Origin of the sequence: Eggerthella hominis, from assembly GCF_014287365.1 — a bacterium.
Lineage (GTDB): Bacteria > Actinomycetota > Coriobacteriia > Coriobacteriales > Eggerthellaceae > Eggerthella > Eggerthella guodeyinii.
Map to the genome: position 1 here is coordinate 329,573 of NZ_JACOOA010000001.1, position 21,236 is coordinate 350,808.

A 21,236-nucleotide genomic window follows, 5' to 3' on the forward strand; every position below is an offset into this window, starting at 1 on the left:
GAATAGGAGAGGGCATGCTTGATGGTGTTATCGAGACGAATAATCTGAGCGTACGCGAGTTTAAGGAACTGGCTATGCAGTATGCTGCCGGATTGTCGGGATGCGACATACCCGATCTCTACAGGGTGACGGACGGCAAAGCGGTGGGAACCTACGTGGAAGCCGGATTTAAAGAATTTCTCATCACCGAGAAGGGCGCGGAAGTCGTAGGTGTCGGCAATGCGGCAAAGGGAATAGATTTCCCAAACCTGAACGTGGATCTGAAGGTCACATCTTGCAGGCAGCCCCAGTCTTCTTGCCCCTTCAGGAACGCAGAGCAGAAAATATACGGACTTGGCTTCCATCTTCTGGTTATGGTGTATTGCAAAAAGGACGACGATAAGAAGAAAACGTCGCGCCTTGATTTCGAGCATGTGATATTTATCGAAAAGGAGAGAACGTCGGATTACGTCCTCACCAATGCGATCCGGAACATTATCGACGACCCGCTTTCGTCTAGGGAAGCCGCTATTGCGGACATCGACGGGCTTTTACAGGATAAGCAACTGCCTCTTGAGGAAATAGCTCGATTTGAACTGGCTCAACGTATTTACGACGATAAGCCGGAACTGGGATGTCTCACGATCTCGAACGCCCTTCAATGGAGGCTTCAATACGCTCGTGCTATTGATTTTGCTAGCAGGCAAGTTTTGCATGGGATAGAGGCGCTTTATGGCTAATGATGAATTCGGCGACTTCCAAACCCCGTTCGAGTTGGCAGATGCCTGTCTTGGGGCGATGGCGAGAGTGCTCGGTTTGCGCAGGGACGAGCCGTATAGAGTACTGGAGCCGACGTGTGGGACAGGTTCCTTCATGCGTGCTTCAGCTGGGATTTTCCCTCGTTCGGAAGTGATTGGCGTAGAGATCCAGGGCCGTTACGCGACAAGCGCCGCTCGATATGGTAGCGTTATCAGAAAGAGCATTTTTGACGTGGATTTCAGGGCAGAACTCTCTTGGAAAAATTCCGGCCCTTTGATCGTCATCGGAAACCCTCCATGGGTGACCGCTACCGAGCTCGGTCGTTTGGGGTCTGCGAATTTGCCGAAGAAGAGCAATTTCAAGGGCAAGGCCGGCCTTGACGCCTTGCTCGGCGGATCGAACTTCGATATTGCCGAATACGTGATCCTGCAATGCGTAAGCAAGAACCTGAACCAATCGTTCACGCTCGGCATGCTATGTAAAACCCAAGTAGCGAGAAACGTGATGGAATACTCCTGGAAGGAGCGCATCCCCGTCGTATCGTCGGCGATTTTCAAGATCGATGCATTGAAGTGGTTCAAAGCCAACGTCGACGCGTGCTGGTTCGTGATGGAATGCGCGCCGACGACCGCTTGTTGCTACCGAACGAGAATCTACGAATCGCTGAGCGAAACGCATAGCGAAAGAAACTTTGGGATCGTCAACGGAAGCTGGGTTTCAAACATCGCGCTATACGAATCCAGCAGCCAAGCCGATGGCACGTGCCCGTACGTATGGCGTTCTGGCTTGAAGCACGATGCGGTGAACGTATTAGAGTTGACTCCCTCCGAGCCGACGGTCAACCGGTTGAGCGAACCGGTTGACGTTGAACAGGAATACGTATTTCCTTACCTGAAGGCTACCGACGTTCACAAGGGAGCGGTCACGAAGAGCAGGTTCATGGTGATCGTGCCCCAAACAGAATTCGGCGAGGACACCGACAGGCTACGATCTGTCGCCCCCAAGCTATGGAATTATCTTGATTCGCATGGCGACGTCCTCGATGGCAGGCGATCGTCCATTTATCGGAAACGACCTCGGTTCTCCGTTTTCGGGCTGGGAGATTACACCTGGGCGAAATATAAGGTAGCCGTCTCGGGATTGCATAAAACGGTGGATTTCCGTCTCATCGGGGATATCGGCGGCAAGCCGGTCGTGGTGGACGACACCTGCTATTTGCTACCGTTCGACGAACCGTGCGAAGCGGCGGTCGTGTGTGCGTTGCTCAATTCGGAGGCGAGTCGTGCCTTGATCGAGAGCCTGGTGTTCTGGGATTCAAAAAGACCCATTTCAAAGAAGCTGCTTTCGAGGATAGACGTCAGCAAGATTCCTGCTCCCAAAGAAGAGGTTCTTGAAGAAGCGGCACGATTGTCCGAAGAAATTGGCGTGCATTGCGATGCGTGGTTCTTGGATCGTGCGTATGACAAGATCCGCGGCTCGGCGGAGGAACGAGCGACCGCGCGTTTACTTTGACGCTTCTGCTTTTCCTCCCCGGAACGCGAGAAGGCCCCGGATTTCCGGGGCCTTCTCGCTCTTGATATGCGGACGGATCGCAGGGGCGAGTGCCGTATGCGCAATCGTTGTTATTCGGCGGCAGCTTCCTCGGCGCCTTCGGCAGCCTCGGCCTTGGCGGCCTCTTCGGCTTCCTTGGCCTTGCGCTTCTGAGCGGCGGCCTCTTCCTTGAGCTGCTTCTCGCGGCGCTTGGCCTTCTCCTTGGAAGCGGCTTCCATCTCGGCGACGCGCGCAGCCTTGCGCTCGGCCTTCTTGGAGCCGGTCTTCTGCTCCTTCTTGGCCGGCGCCACGTACGCGGCGCGGTCGGCGTCGGTGGCAACCGTGTTGGCCAGGACCATGATGCCGCTCTTGCGGTTCGCGGCCTGGTTCTTGTGGATGACGCCCTTCGAGGCGGCCTTGTCCATGAGGCGGCACGCGGCGCACGCGGCGGCGTAGGCCTCGGCACCGTTGCCGGCGGCGACGGCGTCCTTCACGCGACGGGTCGCGGTCTTGAGCTCGCTCTTGACCGCGCGGTTGCGCATGCGGGACTTCTCGTTGGTGATGATGCGCTTCTTCTGGCTTTTGATGTTCGCCATAGGTGATGTTCCTCCAATATGAAAACCTATCGAATACCGTGCGTTTCCGGCGGCGCAAGCGCTCTGCGGTTCGAGATACGGCGGCACGGTGACGACAGCCTCGCATGCGGGCCCCGAGGGGCATGGCGCGCCCGCGCAGGCGGGCAGCCTTCGATGCATGGTGAAACAGGCGGGATTTCTCTGTTTCGCGGACCAATCGGTCACCGACACTACGATTCTCTAAGCGCAGCCACGTCTGCAGATCGGCGATGAAACCATCGCGCGAACGTACGTGCCGGATACACAATGCGATAGAATAGCAAACGTTGACCGCTTTTTCACGCACAAATGGAAAATCGTGCGCGATTCTCCATCAACCTGGGAAAAGGAGCCTGCCATGCCCCGTGCCGCCCTCAGCTCGCCGATCCGCCCCCTCGCCCCGGCCCTCGCGCTGTCCCTCGCCGCCGCAACGGCGCTCGCCGGATGCTCCGGCGCGTCCCAGCACCAGGTGATCGACGCGAACGAGGCCTGCGCGACGTGCCATTCCGAGGAGAAGCCCTCCTACGAGCGCGCGGAGGATCCCGCGGGGACCGCGCAGAGCGGGACCCAGGTGCGCGTCAAGGCCCCCGACGCCGCGGCCGTCGTGGTGGCCGAGCCCCTGTTCACGTCCGAGGACGGCGCGCGGTTCGTGCCCGTCCAGGTGAGGACGGCCTCCCTGAGCGGGGGAGAGGCCGCCCTCGAGCTCGACGACGGCCTTTGGGCGCTCTGCGTGGACGACGGCGACGCGGCCCGGGCGCAGCTCGTGCGGGTCGATTCGGCGAGCGACGCGGTCGCCGTCGTGGAACTGTAGTGCGAAAACCCCCTGCGCCGTGCGCGAATGAGGTAGAATAGGCTCCGTTTCCCCGAAGCGCCCGCACGTCAGCGAGCGCGCACGACGTGAAAGACAGGCTATGACCACCGATCCGAACTTCATCCGCAACTTCTCCATCATCGCGCACATCGATCATGGCAAGTCGACGCTGTCCGACCGCATCCTCGAGCTCACGGGCACCGTGGCCAGCCGCGACATGCAGGCGCAGCTGCTCGACAGCATGGACATCGAGCGCGAGCGCGGCATCACCATCAAAAGCCAGGCGGTGCGCGTGGACTACACGGCCGACGACGGCCAGACCTACCAGTTCAACCTCATCGACACGCCGGGCCACGTGGACTTCACCTACGAGGTGAGCCGCTCGCTGGCCGCGTGCGAGGGCGCCGTGCTCGTGGTGGACGCCACCCAGGGCGTCGAGGCGCAGACCGTGGCGAACGCCATGATGGCCATGAACGCGAACCTCGAGATCGTCCCGCTCATCAACAAGATCGACCTTCCCGCAGCCGAGCCCGATCGCGTGCGCGAGGAGATCGAGGAGGGCCTCGCCATCCCCGCCGACGACGCCGTGCTCGCCTCGGGCAAGACGGGCGTCGGCGTGCACGACCTGCTGGAGGCCGTGGTCTACAACATCCCCGCCCCCGAGGGCGACGCGGACGCGCCCCTGCGCGCGCTCATCTTCGACTCGTACTTCGATCCGTACCGCGGCGTGGTGGCGCTCGTGCGCGTGGTGGACGGCTCCATGAAGAAGGGTGATCGCGTGCTCATGATGGCCACGGGCACCGAGGTGCTCGTGGAGGAGGTGGGCGCCCGCCGCCCGGCCGAGATCCCGCTGCCGACGCTGTCGGTGGGAGAGGTGGGCTACCTGGTCACGGGCTTGAAAGACGTGCGCCAGGTGAAGGTGGGCGACACCATCACCGCCGTCAAGGGCGGCGTGTCGCAGCCGCTTCCGGGCTACCGCGAGGCCAAGCCCATGGTGTTCACGGGCCTGTTCCCCATCGAGGGCGACCAGTACGAGCCGCTCAAGGAGGCGCTCGAGAAGCTGTCGCTCAACGATCCGGCGCTGGCCTGGGAGCCGGAGAAGTCGCACGCGCTGGGCTTCGGCTTCCGCGTGGGCTTCCTCGGCCTGCTGCACATGGAGGTCATCAAGGAGCGCCTTGAGCGCGAGTTCGGCCTCGACCTGCTGGCCACGGCGCCCAGCGTGGAGTACCACGTGTACCGCCAGGGCGGCGAGATGATCTCGCTGCACTCGCCCCAGGAGATGCCCGATCCCGGCGAGATCGAGCGCATCGAGGAGCCCTTCCTCAAGGCGAAGATCCTCATCCCGCCCGACTACGTGGGCGCGGTCATGGAGCTGACCACGGCGCGCCGCGGCACGTTCGTCACCATGAACTACCTGTCGCCGACGACGGTGGAGATGCTGTGGGAGATCCCGTTGTCGGAGCTCATCATGGACTATTTCGATAAGCTTAAGTCCAACACGAAGGGCTACGCCTCGCTCGACTACGACTTCGACGACTACAAGCCCTCGAAGCTGGTGAAGCTGGACATCCTGCTGTCGGGCAAGCCGGTGGACGCGCTGTCGTTCATCATCCACAAGGACAAGGCCTACGATCGCGGCCGCGTCCTCACGGAGAAGCTGCGCAGCATCATCCCGCGCCAGATGTTCGAGGTGCCCATCCAGGCCGCCATCGGCGGGCGCGTGCTGGCCCGCGAGACGGTGAAGGCGAAGCGCAAGGACGTGCTGGCGAAGTGCTACGGCGGCGACATCAGCCGCAAGCGCAAGCTGCTGGAGAAGCAGAAGGCCGGCAAGAAGCGCATGAAGAACATCGGCAACGTCGAGGTCCCGCAGGAAGCGTTCATGGCCATCCTGAAGGTGGACGACTAGCATAGGATAGGTTGGAGCATGGCACGTAAAGACGACTACGACTGGTTGGACGACCCGTTCGACGACAAGAAGACGAGCCGCCAAGGAGGCATGGGCGGCGGTGCGAAGGCCGCGCTGGGCTGCGGTTGCCTGCTGGCGATCGTGGGCATCGTCGTGCTGTTCCTGTTCGCCGCCGTCAACATGATCGACATCCTGGCCGCATAGGCGCCGGGGAAAGGACCTGCCATGAAAACCAACGCCGTCATCGACGCCATCCTGTCCCGCCGCTCCATTCGCGCCTTCTCGGACGAGCCGATCGCGCGCGAGGACCTCGAGGCCATCGTGGCCTGCGGCCAGTGGGCCCCGTCGGCGAACAACCGCCAGGAGCAGACGTTCGTCGTCGTGGACGACCGCGCCCGCATCGCCCGGCTGGCCGAGACCGTGCGCTTGACGCTCGGCCGCGCAGCGTACGATATGTACGCGCCCCGGAGCATCGTGATCGTCGCGCACGCGAAGGGCGCGCCGTTCGGCCGCGAGGACGACGGCTGCGCGATGGAGAACATGATGCTGGCCGCGCACTCGCTGGGCATCGGCAGCGTGTGGATCAACCAGCTGCAGGACGTCTGCGACGAGCCCGCCGTGCGCGCCGAGCTCGACGAGCTGGGCGTTCCCGCCGACAGCGTCGTGCACGGCGTCTGCGCGCTGGGCTACGCGGCCGCCGCGGGGCGCTCCCACGAGCGCACGAGCGACGTCGTCTGGGTCGGGTAGGGCGCCCGCTTGGACCTGCACGCGTTCTTCCAAACACACCGCCTGCTGCTGGCCCCGATGGCGGGCGTGAGCGACGAGGCCTTCCGCGCGCTCTGCCGCGAGCAGGGCGCCGACCTCACGTATACCGAGATGGTGTCGGCCAAGGGCCTTTCCTACGCGAACGAGAAGACGCGGCACCTGCTGCGCCTCGCGCCGGGGGAGGACCGGGTGGCCGTGCAGCTGTTCGGCCACGAGCCCGACACGATGGCCGCCCAGGCCGCGTGGATCGAGCGCGAGATGGGCGCGTCGCTGGCCTACCTCGACGTCAACATGGGCTGCCCCGCGCGCAAGATCGTGTCGAAGGGCGACGGCTCGGCGCTCATGAAGGACCCCGCGCTGGCCGCCTCCATCGTGCGCGCCGTGGCGCGGGCCGTGGACTGCCCGGTCACGGTGAAGTTCCGCCGCGGCTGGTCCGAGGGCGTCGAGACGGCGCCCGAGTTCGCGCGCCGCATGGAGGACGCGGGGGCGATGGCCGTGGCCGTGCACGGGCGCTACGCCGAGCAGCTGTACCGCGGCAGCGCCGAATGGGACGCCGTCGCGCGGGTGAAGGAGGCCGTGGCCGTGCCCGTCATCGGCAACGGCGACGTGAAACGCGGCGCCGACGCCGCGGCCCTCGTCGCCCGCACGGGCTGCGACGCCGTGATGATCGCCCGCGGCGCCGAGGGCAACCCGTGGCTGTTCGCGCAGGCCAAGGCCGCGCTTGCGGGAGAGCCCGAACCCGACGCGCCCGGCGTGGAGGAGCGCATCGCGCTCGCGCGGCGCCATGCGCGGCTGCTCGGCGCGCGCGAGGGCAAGAACATCGTGCGCATGCGCAAGCACGCCGCCTGGTACCTGTCGGGCCTGCCGGGCGCCGCCGCGGCGCGCGGCAAGATCAACGGCTGCGTGTCGGTGGAGGATTTCGACGAGGTGTTCGACGAGCTGCTGGCGTGCGCGCGCGAGCACGCCGCGGCTCACGAGTGAGAAGCGAGGAGCACATGCCGCACGATCCGTACAAGGCGCTCTACCTGCATCTTCCGTTCTGCGTGAAGCGCTGCGCCTACTGCGACTTCGCCACGGCGGCCGTGCCCGCCGGAAGCCCTGAGATCGACGCGTACGTGGAGGACCTCAGCCTGCAGATCCGCCGCAAGGCGAAGGAGGGCGAGCTGGGCGCGCTCGAGACGGTGTACCTCGGCGGCGGCACCCCGAGCCACGTGGGCCTGTCGGGCCTGTCGATGCTGCTGTACACGCTGTCGCTGTCGATGCACCTCACGCCCGAGGTGGAGTGCACGATGGAGGCGAACCCCGAGAGCCTCACCGAGCGCATGGTGCGCGACATCTGGGCGCTCGGCGTGAACCGCCTGTCCATCGGCGTGCAGAGCTTCGACGACGAGGTGCTGCGCACGCTCGGCCGCGCGCATTCCTCCGACGACGCCCGCCGCGCCGTCGAGGCGGCGCGCACGCGCTTCGACAACGTGAGCCTCGACCTCATGTGCGGCATCCCGGGGCAGAGCGAGGCCAGCTTCGAGGCCGGCGTGCGCGAGGCGGCGCGCCTCGGCGCGACGCACGTGAGCGTGTACCCGCTGACCATCGAGCCGCACACGCCCTTCGACGCCGCGGTGCTGGCGGGCGAGCTCGAGGAGCCCGACGACGACGTGGAGGCCGCGCACATGGAGATCGCCGCGCGCGTGCTGGCCGAGGAGGGCTTCGAGCGCTACGAGGTGGCCAGCTACGCCCGCCCCGGCTACCGGTGCCGCCACAACATCGCGTACTGGACGGGCGTGCCCTACCTGGGGCTCGGCCGCTCCGCCGCCACGATGACGCAGAACGCGCAGCGCCGCATGCGGTGCAAGGACGGCGCGGTCACCGACGACCTCGACCCGCGCCAGATGGCCGCCGAGGACCTCATGTTGGGCATGCGCATGACCGACGGCGTGTCCGACGAGCGCGCCGCCCGCGCCGCCGAGCTGCTGCCCGAAGCGCCCGCGACCCTGGCCGCCCTCGAGGAGCGGGGCCTCGTCGAGCACGCGGGCGGCCGCTGGCGCCCCACCGAGCGCGGCTGGCTCTGCGGCAACGAGCTGTACGGCGACCTGTTCGACCTGGCGCCCTGAGCGTTGGGCGTTTCGCGCTTCCGCTTTCCCTCCTCGGCGAGTTCGTCCCCTTGCAGGGATGGTGGGACTCGCGGCGGCGCGAGGATCGCCTCGAAGCAACCAATTTTTTCGTTTTGCGGCGATTCGAGCGTGCGTAGAGGCGGGTTTTGCTCGCGGTTCGGTCGTGCTCTGCGCATAAGCCCAGATCGCATATGCCGTATATGGCATATGCTCTGGAAAAACGAGCTTCCGAGGCGCGCAAAACGAAAAAAATGGCTGGAACCCGCTGATTCGCGTGCCGTGGCTGGCCGAGGAGCCCGCGGGTCTTCCGGTCGGCGCGCCTTGGAAGGTCGCGATCTGCGTACGTGCGTCCCATGTGCAGTAACCGTCGAGTTTCTTCACAATTTCAAGCTGTTGTTAGCACTCTCGGCTTTCGGCTGCTAATATGATGCGTTACTATGGTTCGGGTTCGGGGAATACCGACTGGTGAGAGAGGCAGGTGGAGGAGCGTGCTTTCGGATCGAAGGCAACGGGTGCTGAGCGCCCTCATTGAAGAATACGTCGCGCGCGCCCTGCCCGTGGGGTCGCGCACGCTGACGGAGCGCTACCAGCTGGGCGTGAGCCCGGCCACGGTGCGCAACGAGCTGTCCGTCCTCGAGGACGGCGGCTACATCACGCAGCCGCACACGTCCGCCGGGCGCATCCCGACCGATTTCGGCTACCGCGCGTTCGTCGACAACCTGCTGCAGTCCGACCTCGCCGCCGGCGACGACCGCTACCGGCCCGTCGTCGACCAGCTGCGCCGCAGCGCGAGCGAGCTCGACGCGCTGCTCGAGCAGACGTCGTCGGCGCTCACGCGCCTCACCGACTGCCTGTCCATCGTGCTGGCGCCGTCGGTGCTGAACCTGCACATCAAGCAGCTCTCGCTCATCTCGCTGTCGCCGCTGCGCGCCCTCGTGGTGCTCGTCACCGAGGACGGCCAGGTGTTCAACCGCCAGATGGAGTTCGCCGAAGAGGTGGCCCCCGACGACCTGGCGCGCGTGCAGCGCTTCCTGAGCGAGGTCATGGGCGGCAAATCGCTGCAGGAGATCGAGGACGGCCTGGGCGAGGGCATGGTGGAGGCGTTCCGCGACCCGCTCGTGCGCATGGCGCTCGACGAGGTGCTGTCGTGCCTGCAGGAGGGCGACGCGTCGCGCACGCACCGGCTGGGCGTCAGCTCGCTTCTGACGAAGCCCGAGTTCAGCCAGTCCCAGGCGCTGCTGCCCGTCATGCAGGTGCTCGAGGACGACACCGTGCTGCTCCAGATCCTCGACGACGCCGCCCGGCGGAGCGCGGGCGTTCCCAGCGTGCGCATCGGGCGCGAGAACGACGCGGCCGCGCTGGCCGGCGTGTCGGTGGTGGCCAGCCGTTACGGGCGGGGCGCGTCGGCGGGCGTCGTGGCCGTGGTGGGCCCCACGCGCATGGACTATTCCAAGGTGATACAGGCGGTGCGCATGGCAAGCGCGGCGCTGGAGGACGTATAAACGACACGTGGAGGCGGCGCGTCCCGCGCCGTCCGTGAGGAAAGGTTTCGAAAGCAAGATGGCGAAGGATCTGTACGAAGTTCTGGGCGTGTCCCGCGAAGCAACCGAAGACGAGATCAAGAAGGCGTTCCGTCGGCGCGCGCGCGAGCTTCATCCGGACGTGAACAAGGCGCCCGACGCCGAGGACCAGTTCAAAGAGCTGAACGAGGCCTACGACGTGCTGTCCGACGCGCAGAAGCGCGCCCAGTACGACCGCTTCGGCACCGTTCCCGGCGCGGCCGGCGGCGGCAGCCCCTACGGGGGCGGCGGCTACGTCGACTTCGAGGACCTGTTCGGCGGCGGCTTCGGCATGGGCGACATCTTCAGCTCCTTCTTCGGCGGCCAGGCCGCCGGTCGCGCCCCGATGCGCAAGGAGGGCCGCGACATGGGCGTGGGCCTGCGCCTGACGCTCGAGGAAGTGGCCGCCGGCGCGAAGAAGGAGATCGTGTACGACCGCCTGGCGCCGTGTCCCGACTGCGAGGGCTCGGGCCTCGGCCCCGACGGGCGCGAGATCACGTGCCCCGACTGCCACGGGCAGGGCCGCGTGGTCACCATCCAGCACACGTTCCTCGGCGACATGCAGACGGCCACCACGTGCAAGACCTGCGGCGGCACGGGCCACACCATCGAGAACCCGTGTCCCGAGTGCGAGGGCCAGGGCCGCGTGCCCGACCGCCAGCGCGTCACCGTGGAGGTGCCCGTGGGCATCCGCGACGCGCAGCAGCTGCGCCTGTCCGGCTTCGGTGAGGCCGGCATGCACGGCGCCCGTCCGGGCGACCTCATCGTCACGTGCCGCATCCAGCCGCACGAGTTCTTCGAGCGCGACGGCGACAACCTGCACGCCCGGGCGAACGTGTCCATCGTGCAGGCCACCCTGGGCGCCGAGATCGAGATCGACGGCATCTTCGAGGGCGAGAAGGTGCAGGTGCGCATCCCCGAGGGCTGCCAGAACGAGCAGGTGGTGCGCGTGAAGGGCTTCGGCATGCCGAAGTTCCGCAGCGAGTCGCGCGGCGACATGTTCGTGCACGTGAACGTGGTGGTGCCCAAGAAGGTGACGAAGAAGCAGCGCGAGCTGCTGGAGCAGCTGGCCGAGGAGCTGGGCGAGAACGTGGCCGACGAACGCACCCCGCTCCAGAAGCTCCGCGACGCGTTCAACTAGCGGATCCGCGATGTCCCTTCAGCATTTCTACCTGCGCGACCAGGTCCTGGCCGACGAGGAGGCCGCGGCGTTCCCGCTGCGCCTCGAAGCCGACGACGCGAAGCACGCCCGGGTGCTCAGGCTGGCGCCGGGCGAGCGCATCGCGGTGGTGGACGCCGCGCAGGACTACTTCGCCTGCGAGATCGTGGCCTTCGACGACGCGCTCCCGGTCGTGCGCATCGCCCAGCGCTTCGAGCGCGCCGGCGGGGGCCCGGCGGTGGAGCTCGTGCAGGGGCTGGCCAAGGGCGACAAGATGGAGACGGTGATCCGCCACGCCACCGAGCTGGGCGTGGCCGCGTTCGCGCCGCTGGCGTGCGAGCGCTCCATCGTGCGGCTCGACGCGCGCAAGGGCGCGGCGAAGGCCGAGCGCTGGCGCGCCGTCGCGAAGAGCGCCGCCATGCAGTCGGGGCAGCCGGCCGTGCCCGACGTGCGCGAGCCGGCGGGGCTGGGAGAGACGTGCGCGCTGCTGGAGACGGCCGCGGCGGTGCTCGTGTGCTGGGAGGAGGCTCCCGGTACCTCGCGGCTCGACGCCGCGCTCGACCGCGCGCTCGGCGACGGCCCGGTGCCCGAGGGCGCCCGCGTGGCCGTGGTGGTGGGCCCCGAGGGAGGCCTGACCGAGCGCGAGGTGGAAGCGCTCATGGCCTGCAATCCCCGCGCCTCGCTCGTGTCGCTCGGCCCGTCCATCCTGCGCACGGAGACCGCCGGCATCGTGGCGCCCGCGCTCGTGCTGTACGAGCTGGAGCGGCGCGCGAGGGCGGGCGCGCGATGAACTTCGCCGTCGTCAACCTGGGATGCAAGGTGAACCGCGTCGAGTCGGACGACGCGGCGGCGCAGCTTGCCGCCTGCGGCGTCGAGACGGCTGAGGCGGACGCCGACCTCATCGTGGTCAACACGTGCACGGTCACCGGCGAGGCCGAGAAGAAGACGCGCAAGGCCGTGCGCCGCGCCCTGCGCGCGAACGACCGTGCCCGCGTCCTGGTCACCGGCTGCGCCGCCGCCATCGATGCGGCGTTCTACGAGGCCCTCGACGACCGCGTCGCCGTGGTGGGGAAGGCCCAGCTGCCCGATGCGATACGGGACTGGTGCGAAGCCTGTTCCTCCCAGGGCTCCGCTGGCGAGCTCGCCGGTCCTGCCAACGTCCCCGCCGCGCAAGCCGAGGGGCCTGCAGGTTCTTCCCACGGCGCGTCGCGCGAGGCGTTCTCGTCGAACGTTGCGCCCCTGCTCCATATCGGGTCCGGTTTCCGCACGCGCGTGGGGGTGAAGGTGCAGGACGGGTGCGACAACGCGTGCACGTACTGCATCGTGCACGTGGCGCGCGGGCGCGCGACGAGCCGCCCTGCCGACGACGTCGTGCGCGAGTGCGTCGCGTACGCGCGGGCGGGCGCGGGCGAGATCGTGCTCACGGGCATCAACCTGGGCTCGTACTGCGACGGGCCGAAGCGCGACCCGTCCGCCACGCGCCTCGCCGACCTGCTGCGCCGCCTCCTCGACGAGACGGCCGATGCGCACCGTCCCGGCGCGTTCCCCGTGCGCTTCCGCATCTCGAGCGTCGAGCCGCGCGACGTGGACAACGCGCTCGTCGACCTCCTCGCCGCGACCGACGGCCGCGTCTGCCGCCACCTGCACCTGCCGCTGCAGGCGGGAAGCTCGAAGGTGCTGCGCGAGATGGCGCGCCCCTACGACGCCGAGCGGTTCCTCGCGCTCGTGGAGCGCCTGTACGCCGCCGTGCCCGCGCTCGCGCTGTCCACCGACGTCATCGCGGGCTTCCCCGGTGAGACCGACGCCGAGTTCCAGGAGACGCTCGCCCTGGCGCGCGCCTGCCGCTTCGCCAAGATCCACGCGTTCCCGTACTCGCGGCGCGCCGGCACGCCCGCCGCCGCGCGCGCCGACCAGGTGCCCCCCGAGGTCAAGGCGGCCCGCGCCGCCGCGCTGCGCGCCCTCGGCGACGAGCTGCGCGCGGCCGAGCGCGCGCGCCGCGCCGGAACCGTCGAGCTCGCCCTGGTCGAGGAGGGAGGCGTCGCCATGTCGGAAAGCTACTTCGAGCTGCCCGCCCCCGCCGGGGCCCCGCAGGGCGCGCTCGTGAAGGTGACGATGTAGCCTCGCCGTCCCGGCCCCGCGCCGCCGCCCGCCGTGCGCCCCTGGGGGGAACATGGTGTGCGTATGGGGAGCTTCCCCCGTAGGATTCCTCCATAGGATCAGGTGTGCTATGGTTTTCAGGATAGCTGGAGCGGACGGGAGGCGCCGATGGCCGATGACGAAGCGCGCGAGCGAGCGCGGAGAAGGCTCGAAGAGCGTCAGGCCCGCATGCGCGGGGAAGCGCCCGCCGGCCGCGACGCGCACGAATCGCACGAGCCGATCAGCTCGGGCCGTCTCCGTTCGAGCCGTCCCGGAACGGGCAACCGGCACTCGTGGGAGGCGCGCGGCCCGGAGCCCCTGTTCGCCCTCTCCGAGGCTGCGACGAACCTCGTGCGCGCCGTCGGGCTCAAGCGCTTCGCGATCGCGGTCGCCGCGATCGCGCTCGTCGTCGCGCTCGTCGCGGGCGTCCGCGGCTGCATGGCCGCCGGCGCGGCCGCGCCGGCGCCGGACGAGACGGACCAGACCCCCGTCCAGCAGCAGGCGCAGCGCGACCCCATCGACGAGGACGAGCTCAAGGCCGTGCTCGGCGACGAGCTGGCCGCCCAGCTCGTCCAGGCGGCCGAGACGAGCGACGACGTCGCGTGGATCGCCGCTCATCCGGACGCCTACGCCGGCGACGGCGAGGCCGTACAGCACAAGCTGCTCAAGCTGGCCGCCGTCGAGCCCGAGGCCGTGCCCTTCGTCCGCACGTTCCCCGACGCCTATCCCGCCGAGAGCGCCCTGGGCACGGACGACCCCGCCTCCGGCGAGGTGCCGCGCCTCTACCAGTGGGATTCCCGCTGGGGGTCCACCGTCTACAGCTCCACGGCGTTCGCGCTGACGGGCTGCTGCCCCACGTCGCTTTCCATGGTGTACCAGGGCCTCACGGGCAAGGGCGACCTCTCGCCCTACGACATGGGCAAGCGCGCGAGCGACGGCGGCTACGAGACGGCCTTCGACGGCACCGACGCGACGTTCCTCGTCAACGAGGCGGCCTCGCTCGGGCTCTCCTGCGAGGCGCTCGCCGCCGACGCCGACAGCGTCCGCTCCGCGCTCGAAGGCGGCGCGGTGCTCATCTGCAACGTCGGCCCCGGCGACTTCACCGACAACGGCCATTTCTTCGTCATCACGGGCATCGACGACGAGGGGAACCTCGTCATCAACGACCCGTACTCGGCGGAGCGCTCGAACAGGGCCTGGGACGTGGACACGGTGCTCGGCCAAACGATCGGGCTGTGGGCCTACCGGCTCGCGTGACGCGCCGCCGTTCCCGCCCGAAATTGAGCACCTGCACTATATTCCCTTGTCGGTTCGATGACATCGCGGCCGGTCGCAGCCGTACGTGCTACAATGCTCCCATGACAGACCAAACGCAAATCACCCTCACGGCCCCGCAAAGCGTGAACATGGCGCTCATCGTCGGGCCCGCGGACGAGATCCTCCACGTCGTGCAAGACGCCTTCGCCTCGCGCATCACGGTGCGCGGCGACACCATCGAGCTCGTCGGCGACCCGCTCGAGGTGCAGTCCCTCACGGCGCTGTTCTCCGACCTCATCAAGCTCGTGGAAGGCGGCGACGAGCCCACGCTCGAGTACGTGCGCCACGCCATCGACCTGCTGCGCACGGCCGAGTTCAGCCCGCAGGCGCTGCGCGAGGACATCCTGCTCACGTACCGCGGCCGGGCCATCCGCCCGAAGACGGCGGGCCAGAAGCGCTACGTGGACGCCATCCGCGAGCACACCATCACCTTCGGCATCGGGCCCGCGGGCACCGGCAAGACCTACCTCGCCATGGCCATGGCCGTGGCCGCGCTCAAGCGCAAGGAGGTCGGCCGCATCATCCTCACGCGCCCCGTGGTGGAGGCGGGGGAGAGCCTGGGCTTTCTGCCGGGCACCCTCACCGAGAAGGTGGACCCCTACATCCGCCCGCTCTACGACGCGCTGTTCGACATGACCGACATGGAGCGCGCCACGCAGCTCATCGAGAGCGGCGTCATCGAGATCGCCCCGCTCGCGTTCATGCGCGGGCGCACCCTGAACGACAGCTTCATCATCCTCGACGAGGCGCAGAACACCACGCCCGAGCAGATGAAGATGTTCCTCACGCGCCTCGGCTTCGGCTCGAAGATGGTGGTGACGGGCGACGTGACCCAGCTCGACCTGCCGCGCGGCATCTCGGGCCTCAAGGGCGTGCGCGCCATCCTCGAGGACGTCGACGACATCGCGTTCTGCGATTTCACGGGCAAGGACGTGGTGCGCCACTCGCTGGTGGCGGCCATCGTCTCGGCCTACGATCAGGCAAGCAGAAAGGCTTGAGAACCATGGATATCCAGATCAACTACGACTATCGCAAAGAGGACCTCGAGAAGCTGCCGCTGCACGAGCTCACCCAGTTCGTGCTCGCGCGCGAGGACAAGCCCTTCAACACCGAGGTGTCCATCAGCTTCGTCACCGACGAGGCCATCGCCGAGCTCAACGAGCGCTACCGCCACAAGGAAGGCCCCACCGACGTGCTGTCCTTCGAGTGCGACGGCGTGGACGACGACCTGTCGGCCATGACGCTGGCCGAGGACCCCGTCTTCGAGCTGGGCGACGTCATCATCGCCCCCGACGTGGCCTCGCGCCAGATGCGCGAGTTCGGCACCACGTTCGAGGAGGAGATCAGCCTGCTGCTCGTGCACGGCCTGCTGCACCTGTGCGGCTATGACCACATCGAGGACGACGAGGCCGAGGTCATGGAGAAGCGCGAGGCGGAGATCCTCGAAGCTTGGTCCAAGCGCTAGGCTCGGGGGAGGGGCGGGATTGCATGGACGCGACCAACGCCATGGATGAAGACGATCGCACCGAGGGGTCGCCGTCGCCGGAGGGCGGCGCGCGCGACGACGGTCGGTTCGTCCGCAACCACGCGGACAAAGGCTCGCGCGCTCGGTTCTCGCTCGGGCGCGCGTTTTCGTGCGCCTGGGAGGGCATCGCCTACACCACGCGGACGCAGCGCAACATGAAGATCCACTTCGCGGTGGGCGCCGCGGCGGTCGCGCTCGGCATCGCGCTCGGCATCGACGCGCTGTCGTGGGCCGCCATCGCCATCTGCATCGTGCTCGTGCTGGCCGCCGAGTGCCTGAACACGGCGCTCGAGTCGGTGGTCGACCTCGTGTCGCCCGACTACGCCGAGCTCGCCAAGCACGCGAAGGACTGCGCCGCCGGCGCGGTGCTCGTATGCGCGCTCGGCGCCGTGGCGGTCGCCGCGGCCGTGTTCCTCCCGCGCCTTCTGGCGCTTCTGAGCTGATACCGAGAAAGGTTCCATCGATGACCGATATGTTTCCCCCGAAGGACGAATCCTTCAAATCCGGGTTCGTCACGCTGGTCGGACGCCCGAACGCAGGCAAGTCGACGCTGATCAACGCCATCATGGGCAAGAAGATAGCCATCACGTCGAACACGGCGCAGACCACGCGCCACCGTTTCCGCGCCGTGCTGACCCGCGACGAGTTCCAGCTCATCCTCGTGGACACGCCCGGCTTGCACAAGCCCCAGGATGCCCTCGGCGAGGAGCTGAACACGTCCGCGCTCAAGGCGCTCGAGGACGTGGACGTGGTCGCCTTCCTCGTGGATGCGTCGAAGCCCGTGGGCACGGGCGACGAATGGGTGGCCGCGCAGCTCGAGCGCACGCGCTCGAAGAAGATCCTCGTGCTGTCGAAGATCGACCTTGTGGACGGCGAGCAGCTGGACCGCCAGCGCTTCGCGGCCGCCCAGCTGGGCGATTGGGACGCCGTCGTGGAGCTGTCGAGCGCCACGGGCGAGCACGTGCAGGACTTCGTCGACGAGGTGGTGGCGCTGCTGCCGCCGGGACCGGCGTGGTTCCCGGCCGACATGGAGACCGACCAGCCCATCGAGGTGGTGGTGGCCGAGTTCATCCGCGAGAAGATCCTGCGCTCGTTCCACGACGAGGTGCCCCACGCCATCGGCGTGCACGTGGAGGAGATGGAGTACGACCGCAAGAAGGACCTCTACCGCATCTACGCCATCGTGTACGTGGAGCGCGACAGCCAGAAGGGCATCATCATCGGCAAGAAGGGCGCGGCCATCAAGCAGATCGGCACCGAGGCGCGCGCCGACCTCGAGCAGCTGCTCGGCTGCCGGGTGTTCCTCGACCTGTCGGTGAAGGTGAAGAAGAACTGGCGCCGCGACGCCAGCCAGATCCGCCGCTTCGGCTACGGCGAGGGCGCGTAGGAGGCCCCGTCTGCCCGGTCGCCGCGGCGAAGGACGGCGAGGGCCCGGAGGCCTTCGCCGCGGCCGAGAGGGCGGGATTTTTTGCAGGTATTGTCACGAAGCGCGCAATCGGCGCGTTGTCCGCCTGCGCGCGGCCCGTTTTCGGCTACAATCTCAGAAGGTGCCGTTTGCGCGAGGGAGTAAGCCAGCATGATCTGTCCGAACTGCCAATCCGATAACAAAGAAGGCGCGAAATTCTGCAACGAGTGCGGGTTTCCGCTGACCGGCCGCATGGCGGCCGTCGCCGCCGCGTCCACGAGCGATGCGACGCTGCGCTCGATCGCGGCCGACGAGGTTCCCGAGGCCCCCGAGGCCCCCGAGGACGACGCGGTCGAGGCGGCCGAGGCGGCCGACGCCGCAACCGACGGACTCGACCCCGACTTCGAGGGCGTCGTGTCCGCCGACGAGCCCGCGCCCGCCGACGAGCCCGGCACGTCGGGCCCGCTCGACCGTTCCAGCCTTCCCGCCATCGACGTGGCGGGCGTGAACGTCGACGAGAACGGCAACGCGTTCGACTTCAGCTCCGTCGGAGACGACGAGGCCGCGCGCGCTGCCGATGATCTCACGCCGTTCGTGCCTCGCCGCCCCGACGAGGAGCCCGTTTCCGGCCGCTCCGACTTCTCGGGCTTCGACGAGTGCCTCGTCGACGCGGGCTACGTGCCGCCGAAGAAGTCGTGGGGCCCGGGCGACACCATGGAGATGCCGCGCATCGAGGGCCAGGCCGCCCCGAAGCAGAAGGAGTTCCGCGCGCCCGACGCCAACCAGAAGAAGGGCGGCAAGGGCAAGATCGTGGCCATCGTGCTGATCTGCCTGCTGGCCGTCGGCGGCGCCGCGGCCGGCGTCACGTACTACCTGGAGCTGTGGGGCGGCAAGATGCTGCCCGACGTCGTGGGCATGACGCAGTCCGACGCCGTCTACGTGCTGGAGTCCAAGGGATTCGCCGTGCACGAGGAGAAGATCAAGTCCGACGACACCGAGGGCGTCGTGCTGCTCATGGATCCTACCGCAGGCGCGCGCGAGGAAACGGGCTCCGAGGTCACCATCCACGTCTCCGAGGCGCGCACGATCCCCGAGGCCGTGGGCAAGCAGCGCGACGAGGTGGCCGCCCAGCTCGAGAAGGACGGCTTCGACAACGTCACGTTCGTCACCGAGAAGTCCGACGAGCACGAGGGCCTCGTGCTGGGCATCATCCCCGAGGCGGGCTCGAAGGCGAAGGCGAACACCGAGATCACCGTCACCGTGGCCGTGCCCTACACCGTGCCCGACGTGGCGAACAAGACGTGGGACGAGGCGTCCAAGCTGCTGCAGGACGAGGGGTACGAGCCCGTGGCGAGCTACGTGTACGACGAGAGCGTCGCGCCCGGCACCGTGCTGGGCACCGACCCCGCGGCCGGCGCGAAGGCCGATTCCGGCTCCACGGTCACCGTGTCCATCGCGCTGTCGCGCGCTTCCGAGCTGGAGCAGGCCGCGCTGTCGTACCTCGGCGGCGTGCAGGGCTCCGGCGAGCCCATCACCATCGGCGGCACGGCGTACCTGGTGGATTCCGTGGACGCGGTGAAGTACGAGGGCAACGAGACCACGTCGTTCACCATCACGGGCAGGGCGGTGACCTCGCTCGACGGCGAGACCGTGTACGGCTCCTCGAAACAGAAGAGCGGCGCCATCGTCTGGACGAGCGACAACGCCATCGCCAGCATCTCGTAGGCGCGCGTGTCCCAGCCCACCTACGGCGCGCGCGCCATCGTGCTGCGCAAGACGAAGCTCGGCGAGAGCGACCTCATCGTGACGATGCTCGCCGAGGACGGCTCGCAGATGCGGGCCGTGGCGAAAGGCGCGCGCAAGCCCGCCAGCTCGTTCGCGGCGCGCCTCGAGCTGTACTCGGTGGCCGACGCGCTCCTCGCGCGCGGGCGCAGCCTCGACATCGTGAAGGAAGTGCGGCTCGTCGAGAGCAACGAGCGCCTGCGCCGCGACATCGAGCACGCCTCCGGCGCCGCGCCCATGGCCGAGCTGCTCGACCGCGTCACGCAGATGGGGCTGGAGAACCCCCGCCTGTTCGCGCTCACGCGCGCGGCGCTCGCCAGCTTGGGGCGGGTGGAGGCCGCGCAGGTGCCGGCCGTGTGCGCCGCCCACCTGCTCAAGACGCTCGCGTTCGCGGGGCTGCGCCCCAGCCTCGACGTGTGCGTGGGCTGCGGGCGCGACGTGCCGGCGCCGGCGGGTTCGTCGGACGCCCTCGTGCCGCTCTCGTACCAGGAGGGCGGGGTGGTGTGCGCCGCGTGCCGGCCGAACGTCGAGACGGTCCTCGTGCCGGCCTCCACGCTGGCGTGGTGCCGGGCGCTGCTGGGCTCCACGTTCGCCGAGATCGAGGCTCTCGAGGTGGACCTTTCCGCCTCGTTCGCCGTGCTGCGCTTCTGCCAGCAGTGGGTGCACGAGCACGTGGGGTCGAACCTCAAGTCGCTGAACTTCCTGTTCACCTGCGGATTGTTCTGAGAAGGCGCGGGCGGGGCCCGCGTGGAGATTGCACATCGAAGGAGAGGGCCATGTACCAGTACACCCCGCGCGGCGTCTGCTCGCGCGCGATCCACATCGACCTGGACGGCGACAAGGTGGCGCGCGTCGAGTTCGTCGGCGGCTGCAACGGCAACCTCAAGGCCGTGTCCAAGCTCATCGAGGGCATGACGGTGGAGGAGGTCGCCGCCGTGCTCGAAGGCAACACCTGCGGCCGGCGCAGCACCTCGTGCGCTGACCAGCTGGTGAAGGGGCTGCGCGAAGCGCGTCAGGCGGCCGTGTAGGCCCAGATCGCGCGGCACTGGCCGAGCACGGTGTCGAAGTCCCAGGCCTTGCCCGTGCGCTCGGGGCTGTTGGGGTCGCGGATGAGCAGGCGGCCCTGCTCGTCGATGCCGGTGAGCACGATGAAGTGGCCCGTGCTGGTGAAGTCGCCCGGCCCCACGCTGCATACGACGGGGGAGCCGGCCAGGAGGGCGCGGCGCACGCTCGCCTCGTCGGCGGGCACTTCCTCGGCGACGAGCCCCAGCTCGGCCGCGCCGTCGGTCATGAACGCCCAGGCGGTGCCGTCGGGCGTGGCGCAGCCGAGGCGCTCGGAGAACGCGCCCATGTCGGCCGGGGTCATGTCGGTGCGGCCGGTCAGTGCGACGTACACCATCGTCAGGCACGTGGGCCCGCAGCCCGTCGTGCCGAACGAGTCCCCGGCGTAGGCGGCGCTCGCCCAGGCGGGGTCGCGCTGGTACAGCGCCGGCACCTCGCCGGCCTTCCAGGCGCTCTGCGGCGTGGACTGCGGCTCGGAGGAGGAGGTCCCGCCCGCCTGCGCGCCGACGACGACGCCCGTCAGGGTGCTCACGGCGTACCAGCAGGCGCCGCCGAGGGCCGCCAGCAGCACGAGCACGACGGCGAGCTGCCCCGGCGTGCGCGCGCGGATGCGGTGCGCGCCGGGTGCGGCGTAGGCGCGGTTCGGGGGAGCGACCATGCGGCGGGTCGGCTGCGCGCGGTAGGCCTGGCGGCTCGGATGCGATCTCGCGTCGAAGGAATTCGTGTACGGCATGGGAGCCTCCTCGAAAGCGTCGGATACAGGGATGGCGAGGCGTCGTCCGAGGCGCTGCCCCGGACGACCTCCGGCCCGCTCGCAGC

22 protein-coding genes are annotated in these 21,236 nt (G+C 68.1%); 20 read left to right on the plus strand and 2 right to left on the minus strand.

Features of this window, described 5'->3' with window-relative positions:
• Positions 1-14: 14 nt before the first annotated feature.
• Together H8S61_RS01440 and H8S61_RS01445 are read left to right on the plus strand one after the other, a co-directional pair.
• The gene (locus H8S61_RS01440; protein WP_222617532.1) at positions 15-719 is read left to right on the plus strand and encodes a hypothetical protein; all 705 of its coding nucleotides are present in this window, start codon (positions 15-17) and stop codon (positions 717-719) included.
• Positions 712-2,250, plus strand: coding sequence for an SAM-dependent methyltransferase (locus H8S61_RS01445; protein WP_186937700.1), 1,539 nt, complete (start codon positions 712-714; stop codon positions 2,248-2,250). Before H8S61_RS01440 ends, H8S61_RS01445 begins: the two co-directional genes overlap by 8 nt.
• A 110-nt stretch (positions 2,251-2,360) precedes the next feature.
• Here H8S61_RS01445 and rpsT read toward each other — a convergent pair whose 3' ends face one another.
• Positions 2,361-2,864: a 30S ribosomal protein S20 gene (rpsT, locus tag H8S61_RS01450; RefSeq protein WP_160941598.1), complete on the minus strand. Its 504-nt coding sequence runs from the start codon at positions 2,862-2,864 to the stop codon at positions 2,361-2,363.
• 376 nt (positions 2,865-3,240) lie between these two features.
• Here rpsT and H8S61_RS01455 point away from each other — a divergent pair, with 376 nt between their 5' ends.
• The 18 genes from H8S61_RS01455 (at position 3,241) to H8S61_RS01540 (ending at position 20,383) form a co-directional block, all read left to right on the plus strand.
• Entirely contained in the window at positions 3,241-3,693 is a 453-nt protein-coding gene (locus tag H8S61_RS01455; RefSeq protein ID WP_186937701.1) for a hypothetical protein, read from the plus strand.
• Positions 3,694-3,793: 100 nt separating this feature from the next.
• A complete protein-coding gene (gene lepA / locus H8S61_RS01460) occupies positions 3,794-5,599 on the plus strand; it encodes a translation elongation factor 4 (RefSeq protein ID WP_160941596.1) in 1,806 nt (601 codons plus the stop codon).
• A gap of 18 nt (positions 5,600-5,617) precedes the next feature.
• Positions 5,618-5,803, plus strand: a complete 186-nt coding sequence (locus H8S61_RS01465; RefSeq protein ID WP_186937702.1) for a hypothetical protein — start codon at positions 5,618-5,620, stop codon at positions 5,801-5,803.
• Positions 5,804-5,824: 21 nt separating this feature from the next.
• Positions 5,825-6,346 (plus strand): nitroreductase family protein, encoded by a 522-nt coding sequence (locus tag H8S61_RS01470; protein WP_186937703.1) that lies wholly within the window; start codon positions 5,825-5,827, stop codon positions 6,344-6,346.
• A gap of 9 nt (positions 6,347-6,355) precedes the next feature.
• Positions 6,356-7,345 (plus strand): tRNA dihydrouridine synthase DusB, encoded by a 990-nt coding sequence (gene dusB / locus H8S61_RS01475; protein ID WP_186937704.1) that lies wholly within the window; start codon positions 6,356-6,358, stop codon positions 7,343-7,345.
• Positions 7,346-7,359: 14 nt separating this feature from the next.
• Positions 7,360-8,472 (plus strand): radical SAM family heme chaperone HemW, encoded by a 1,113-nt coding sequence (gene hemW / locus H8S61_RS01480; protein ID WP_186937705.1) that lies wholly within the window; start codon positions 7,360-7,362, stop codon positions 8,470-8,472.
• Between the two features lie 437 nt (positions 8,473-8,909).
• A complete protein-coding gene (gene hrcA / locus H8S61_RS01485; RefSeq protein WP_222617533.1) occupies positions 8,910-9,974 on the plus strand; it encodes a heat-inducible transcriptional repressor HrcA in 1,065 nt (354 codons plus the stop codon).
• Positions 9,975-10,032: 58 nt separating this feature from the next.
• Positions 10,033-11,172: a molecular chaperone DnaJ gene (gene dnaJ / locus H8S61_RS01490; RefSeq protein WP_154331887.1), complete on the plus strand. Its 1,140-nt coding sequence runs from the start codon at positions 10,033-10,035 to the stop codon at positions 11,170-11,172.
• Positions 11,173-11,182: 10 nt separating this feature from the next.
• A complete protein-coding gene (locus H8S61_RS01495) occupies positions 11,183-11,980 on the plus strand; it encodes an RsmE family RNA methyltransferase (RefSeq protein WP_186937706.1) in 798 nt (265 codons plus the stop codon).
• On the plus strand, positions 11,977-13,308 hold the full coding sequence (locus H8S61_RS01500) for a MiaB/RimO family radical SAM methylthiotransferase (protein ID WP_186937707.1): 1,332 nt from the start codon (positions 11,977-11,979) through the stop codon (positions 13,306-13,308). The genes H8S61_RS01495 and H8S61_RS01500 overlap by 4 nt, the downstream gene beginning before the upstream one ends.
• A 147-nt stretch (positions 13,309-13,455) precedes the next feature.
• On the plus strand, positions 13,456-14,583 hold the full coding sequence (locus tag H8S61_RS01505) for a C39 family peptidase (RefSeq protein WP_186937708.1): 1,128 nt from the start codon (positions 13,456-13,458) through the stop codon (positions 14,581-14,583).
• Positions 14,584-14,684: 101 nt separating this feature from the next.
• On the plus strand, positions 14,685-15,641 hold the full coding sequence (locus tag H8S61_RS01510) for a PhoH family protein (RefSeq protein WP_154331891.1): 957 nt from the start codon (positions 14,685-14,687) through the stop codon (positions 15,639-15,641).
• A gap of 5 nt (positions 15,642-15,646) precedes the next feature.
• Positions 15,647-16,108, plus strand: coding sequence for an rRNA maturation RNase YbeY (gene ybeY, locus H8S61_RS01515; RefSeq protein ID WP_154332305.1), 462 nt, complete (start codon positions 15,647-15,649; stop codon positions 16,106-16,108).
• Between the two features lie 23 nt (positions 16,109-16,131).
• Complete coding sequence (locus tag H8S61_RS01520; RefSeq protein WP_186937709.1) at positions 16,132-16,611, plus strand: diacylglycerol kinase family protein; 480 nt, start codon at positions 16,132-16,134, stop codon at positions 16,609-16,611.
• A gap of 20 nt (positions 16,612-16,631) precedes the next feature.
• A complete protein-coding gene (era, locus tag H8S61_RS01525; protein WP_186937710.1) occupies positions 16,632-17,555 on the plus strand; it encodes a GTPase Era in 924 nt (307 codons plus the stop codon).
• Positions 17,556-17,744: 189 nt separating this feature from the next.
• The gene (locus H8S61_RS01530) at positions 17,745-19,298 is read left to right on the plus strand and encodes a PASTA domain-containing protein (protein ID WP_186937711.1); all 1,554 of its coding nucleotides are present in this window, start codon (positions 17,745-17,747) and stop codon (positions 19,296-19,298) included.
• Between the two features lie 6 nt (positions 19,299-19,304).
• Positions 19,305-20,081, plus strand: a complete 777-nt coding sequence (gene recO / locus H8S61_RS01535; protein ID WP_186937712.1) for a DNA repair protein RecO — start codon at positions 19,305-19,307, stop codon at positions 20,079-20,081.
• A 50-nt stretch (positions 20,082-20,131) separates the two neighbouring features.
• Entirely contained in the window at positions 20,132-20,383 is a 252-nt protein-coding gene (locus H8S61_RS01540; protein WP_186937713.1) for a TIGR03905 family TSCPD domain-containing protein, read from the plus strand.
• Here the strand turns inward: H8S61_RS01540 and H8S61_RS01545 are convergent.
• A complete protein-coding gene (locus H8S61_RS01545; RefSeq protein WP_186937714.1) occupies positions 20,368-21,150 on the minus strand; it encodes a C39 family peptidase in 783 nt (260 codons plus the stop codon). The genes H8S61_RS01540 and H8S61_RS01545 overlap by 16 nt on opposite strands.
• Positions 21,151-21,236 lie beyond the last annotated feature (86 nt).

Excerpts from the sequence above, each read along its gene's own strand:
- H8S61_RS01530 (WP_186937711.1), top strand. The coding sequence starts at position 17,745 with ATGATCTGTCCGAACTGCCAATCCGATAACAAAGAAGGCGCGAAATTC.
- hemW (WP_186937705.1), top strand. The coding sequence starts at position 7,360 with ATGCCGCACGATCCGTACAAGGCGCTCTACCTGCATCTTCCGTTCTGC.
- H8S61_RS01465 (WP_186937702.1), top strand. The coding sequence starts at position 5,618 with ATGGCACGTAAAGACGACTACGACTGGTTGGACGACCCGTTCGACGAC.
- H8S61_RS01545 (WP_186937714.1), bottom strand. The coding sequence starts at position 21,150 with ATGCCGTACACGAATTCCTTCGACGCGAGATCGCATCCGAGCCGCCAG.
- H8S61_RS01510 (WP_154331891.1), top strand. The coding sequence starts at position 14,685 with ATGACAGACCAAACGCAAATCACCCTCACGGCCCCGCAAAGCGTGAAC.
- H8S61_RS01520 (WP_186937709.1), top strand. The coding sequence starts at position 16,132 with ATGGACGCGACCAACGCCATGGATGAAGACGATCGCACCGAGGGGTCG.
- H8S61_RS01505 (WP_186937708.1), top strand. The coding sequence starts at position 13,456 with ATGGCCGATGACGAAGCGCGCGAGCGAGCGCGGAGAAGGCTCGAAGAG.
- H8S61_RS01445 (WP_186937700.1), top strand. The coding sequence starts at position 712 with ATGGCTAATGATGAATTCGGCGACTTCCAAACCCCGTTCGAGTTGGCA.
- hrcA (WP_222617533.1), top strand. The coding sequence starts at position 8,910 with ATGGTTCGGGTTCGGGGAATACCGACTGGTGAGAGAGGCAGGTGGAGG.
- H8S61_RS01470 (WP_186937703.1), top strand. The coding sequence starts at position 5,825 with ATGAAAACCAACGCCGTCATCGACGCCATCCTGTCCCGCCGCTCCATT.
- ybeY (WP_154332305.1), top strand. The coding sequence starts at position 15,647 with ATGGATATCCAGATCAACTACGACTATCGCAAAGAGGACCTCGAGAAG.
- H8S61_RS01500 (WP_186937707.1), top strand. The coding sequence starts at position 11,977 with ATGAACTTCGCCGTCGTCAACCTGGGATGCAAGGTGAACCGCGTCGAG.
- H8S61_RS01495 (WP_186937706.1), top strand. The coding sequence starts at position 11,183 with ATGTCCCTTCAGCATTTCTACCTGCGCGACCAGGTCCTGGCCGACGAG.
- rpsT (WP_160941598.1), bottom strand. The coding sequence starts at position 2,864 with ATGGCGAACATCAAAAGCCAGAAGAAGCGCATCATCACCAACGAGAAG.
- H8S61_RS01540 (WP_186937713.1), top strand. The coding sequence starts at position 20,132 with ATGTACCAGTACACCCCGCGCGGCGTCTGCTCGCGCGCGATCCACATC.
- dnaJ (WP_154331887.1), top strand. The coding sequence starts at position 10,033 with ATGGCGAAGGATCTGTACGAAGTTCTGGGCGTGTCCCGCGAAGCAACC.
- era (WP_186937710.1), top strand. The coding sequence starts at position 16,632 with ATGACCGATATGTTTCCCCCGAAGGACGAATCCTTCAAATCCGGGTTC.
- H8S61_RS01455 (WP_186937701.1), top strand. The coding sequence starts at position 3,241 with ATGCCCCGTGCCGCCCTCAGCTCGCCGATCCGCCCCCTCGCCCCGGCC.
- H8S61_RS01440 (WP_222617532.1), top strand. The coding sequence starts at position 15 with ATGCTTGATGGTGTTATCGAGACGAATAATCTGAGCGTACGCGAGTTT.
- lepA (WP_160941596.1), top strand. The coding sequence starts at position 3,794 with ATGACCACCGATCCGAACTTCATCCGCAACTTCTCCATCATCGCGCAC.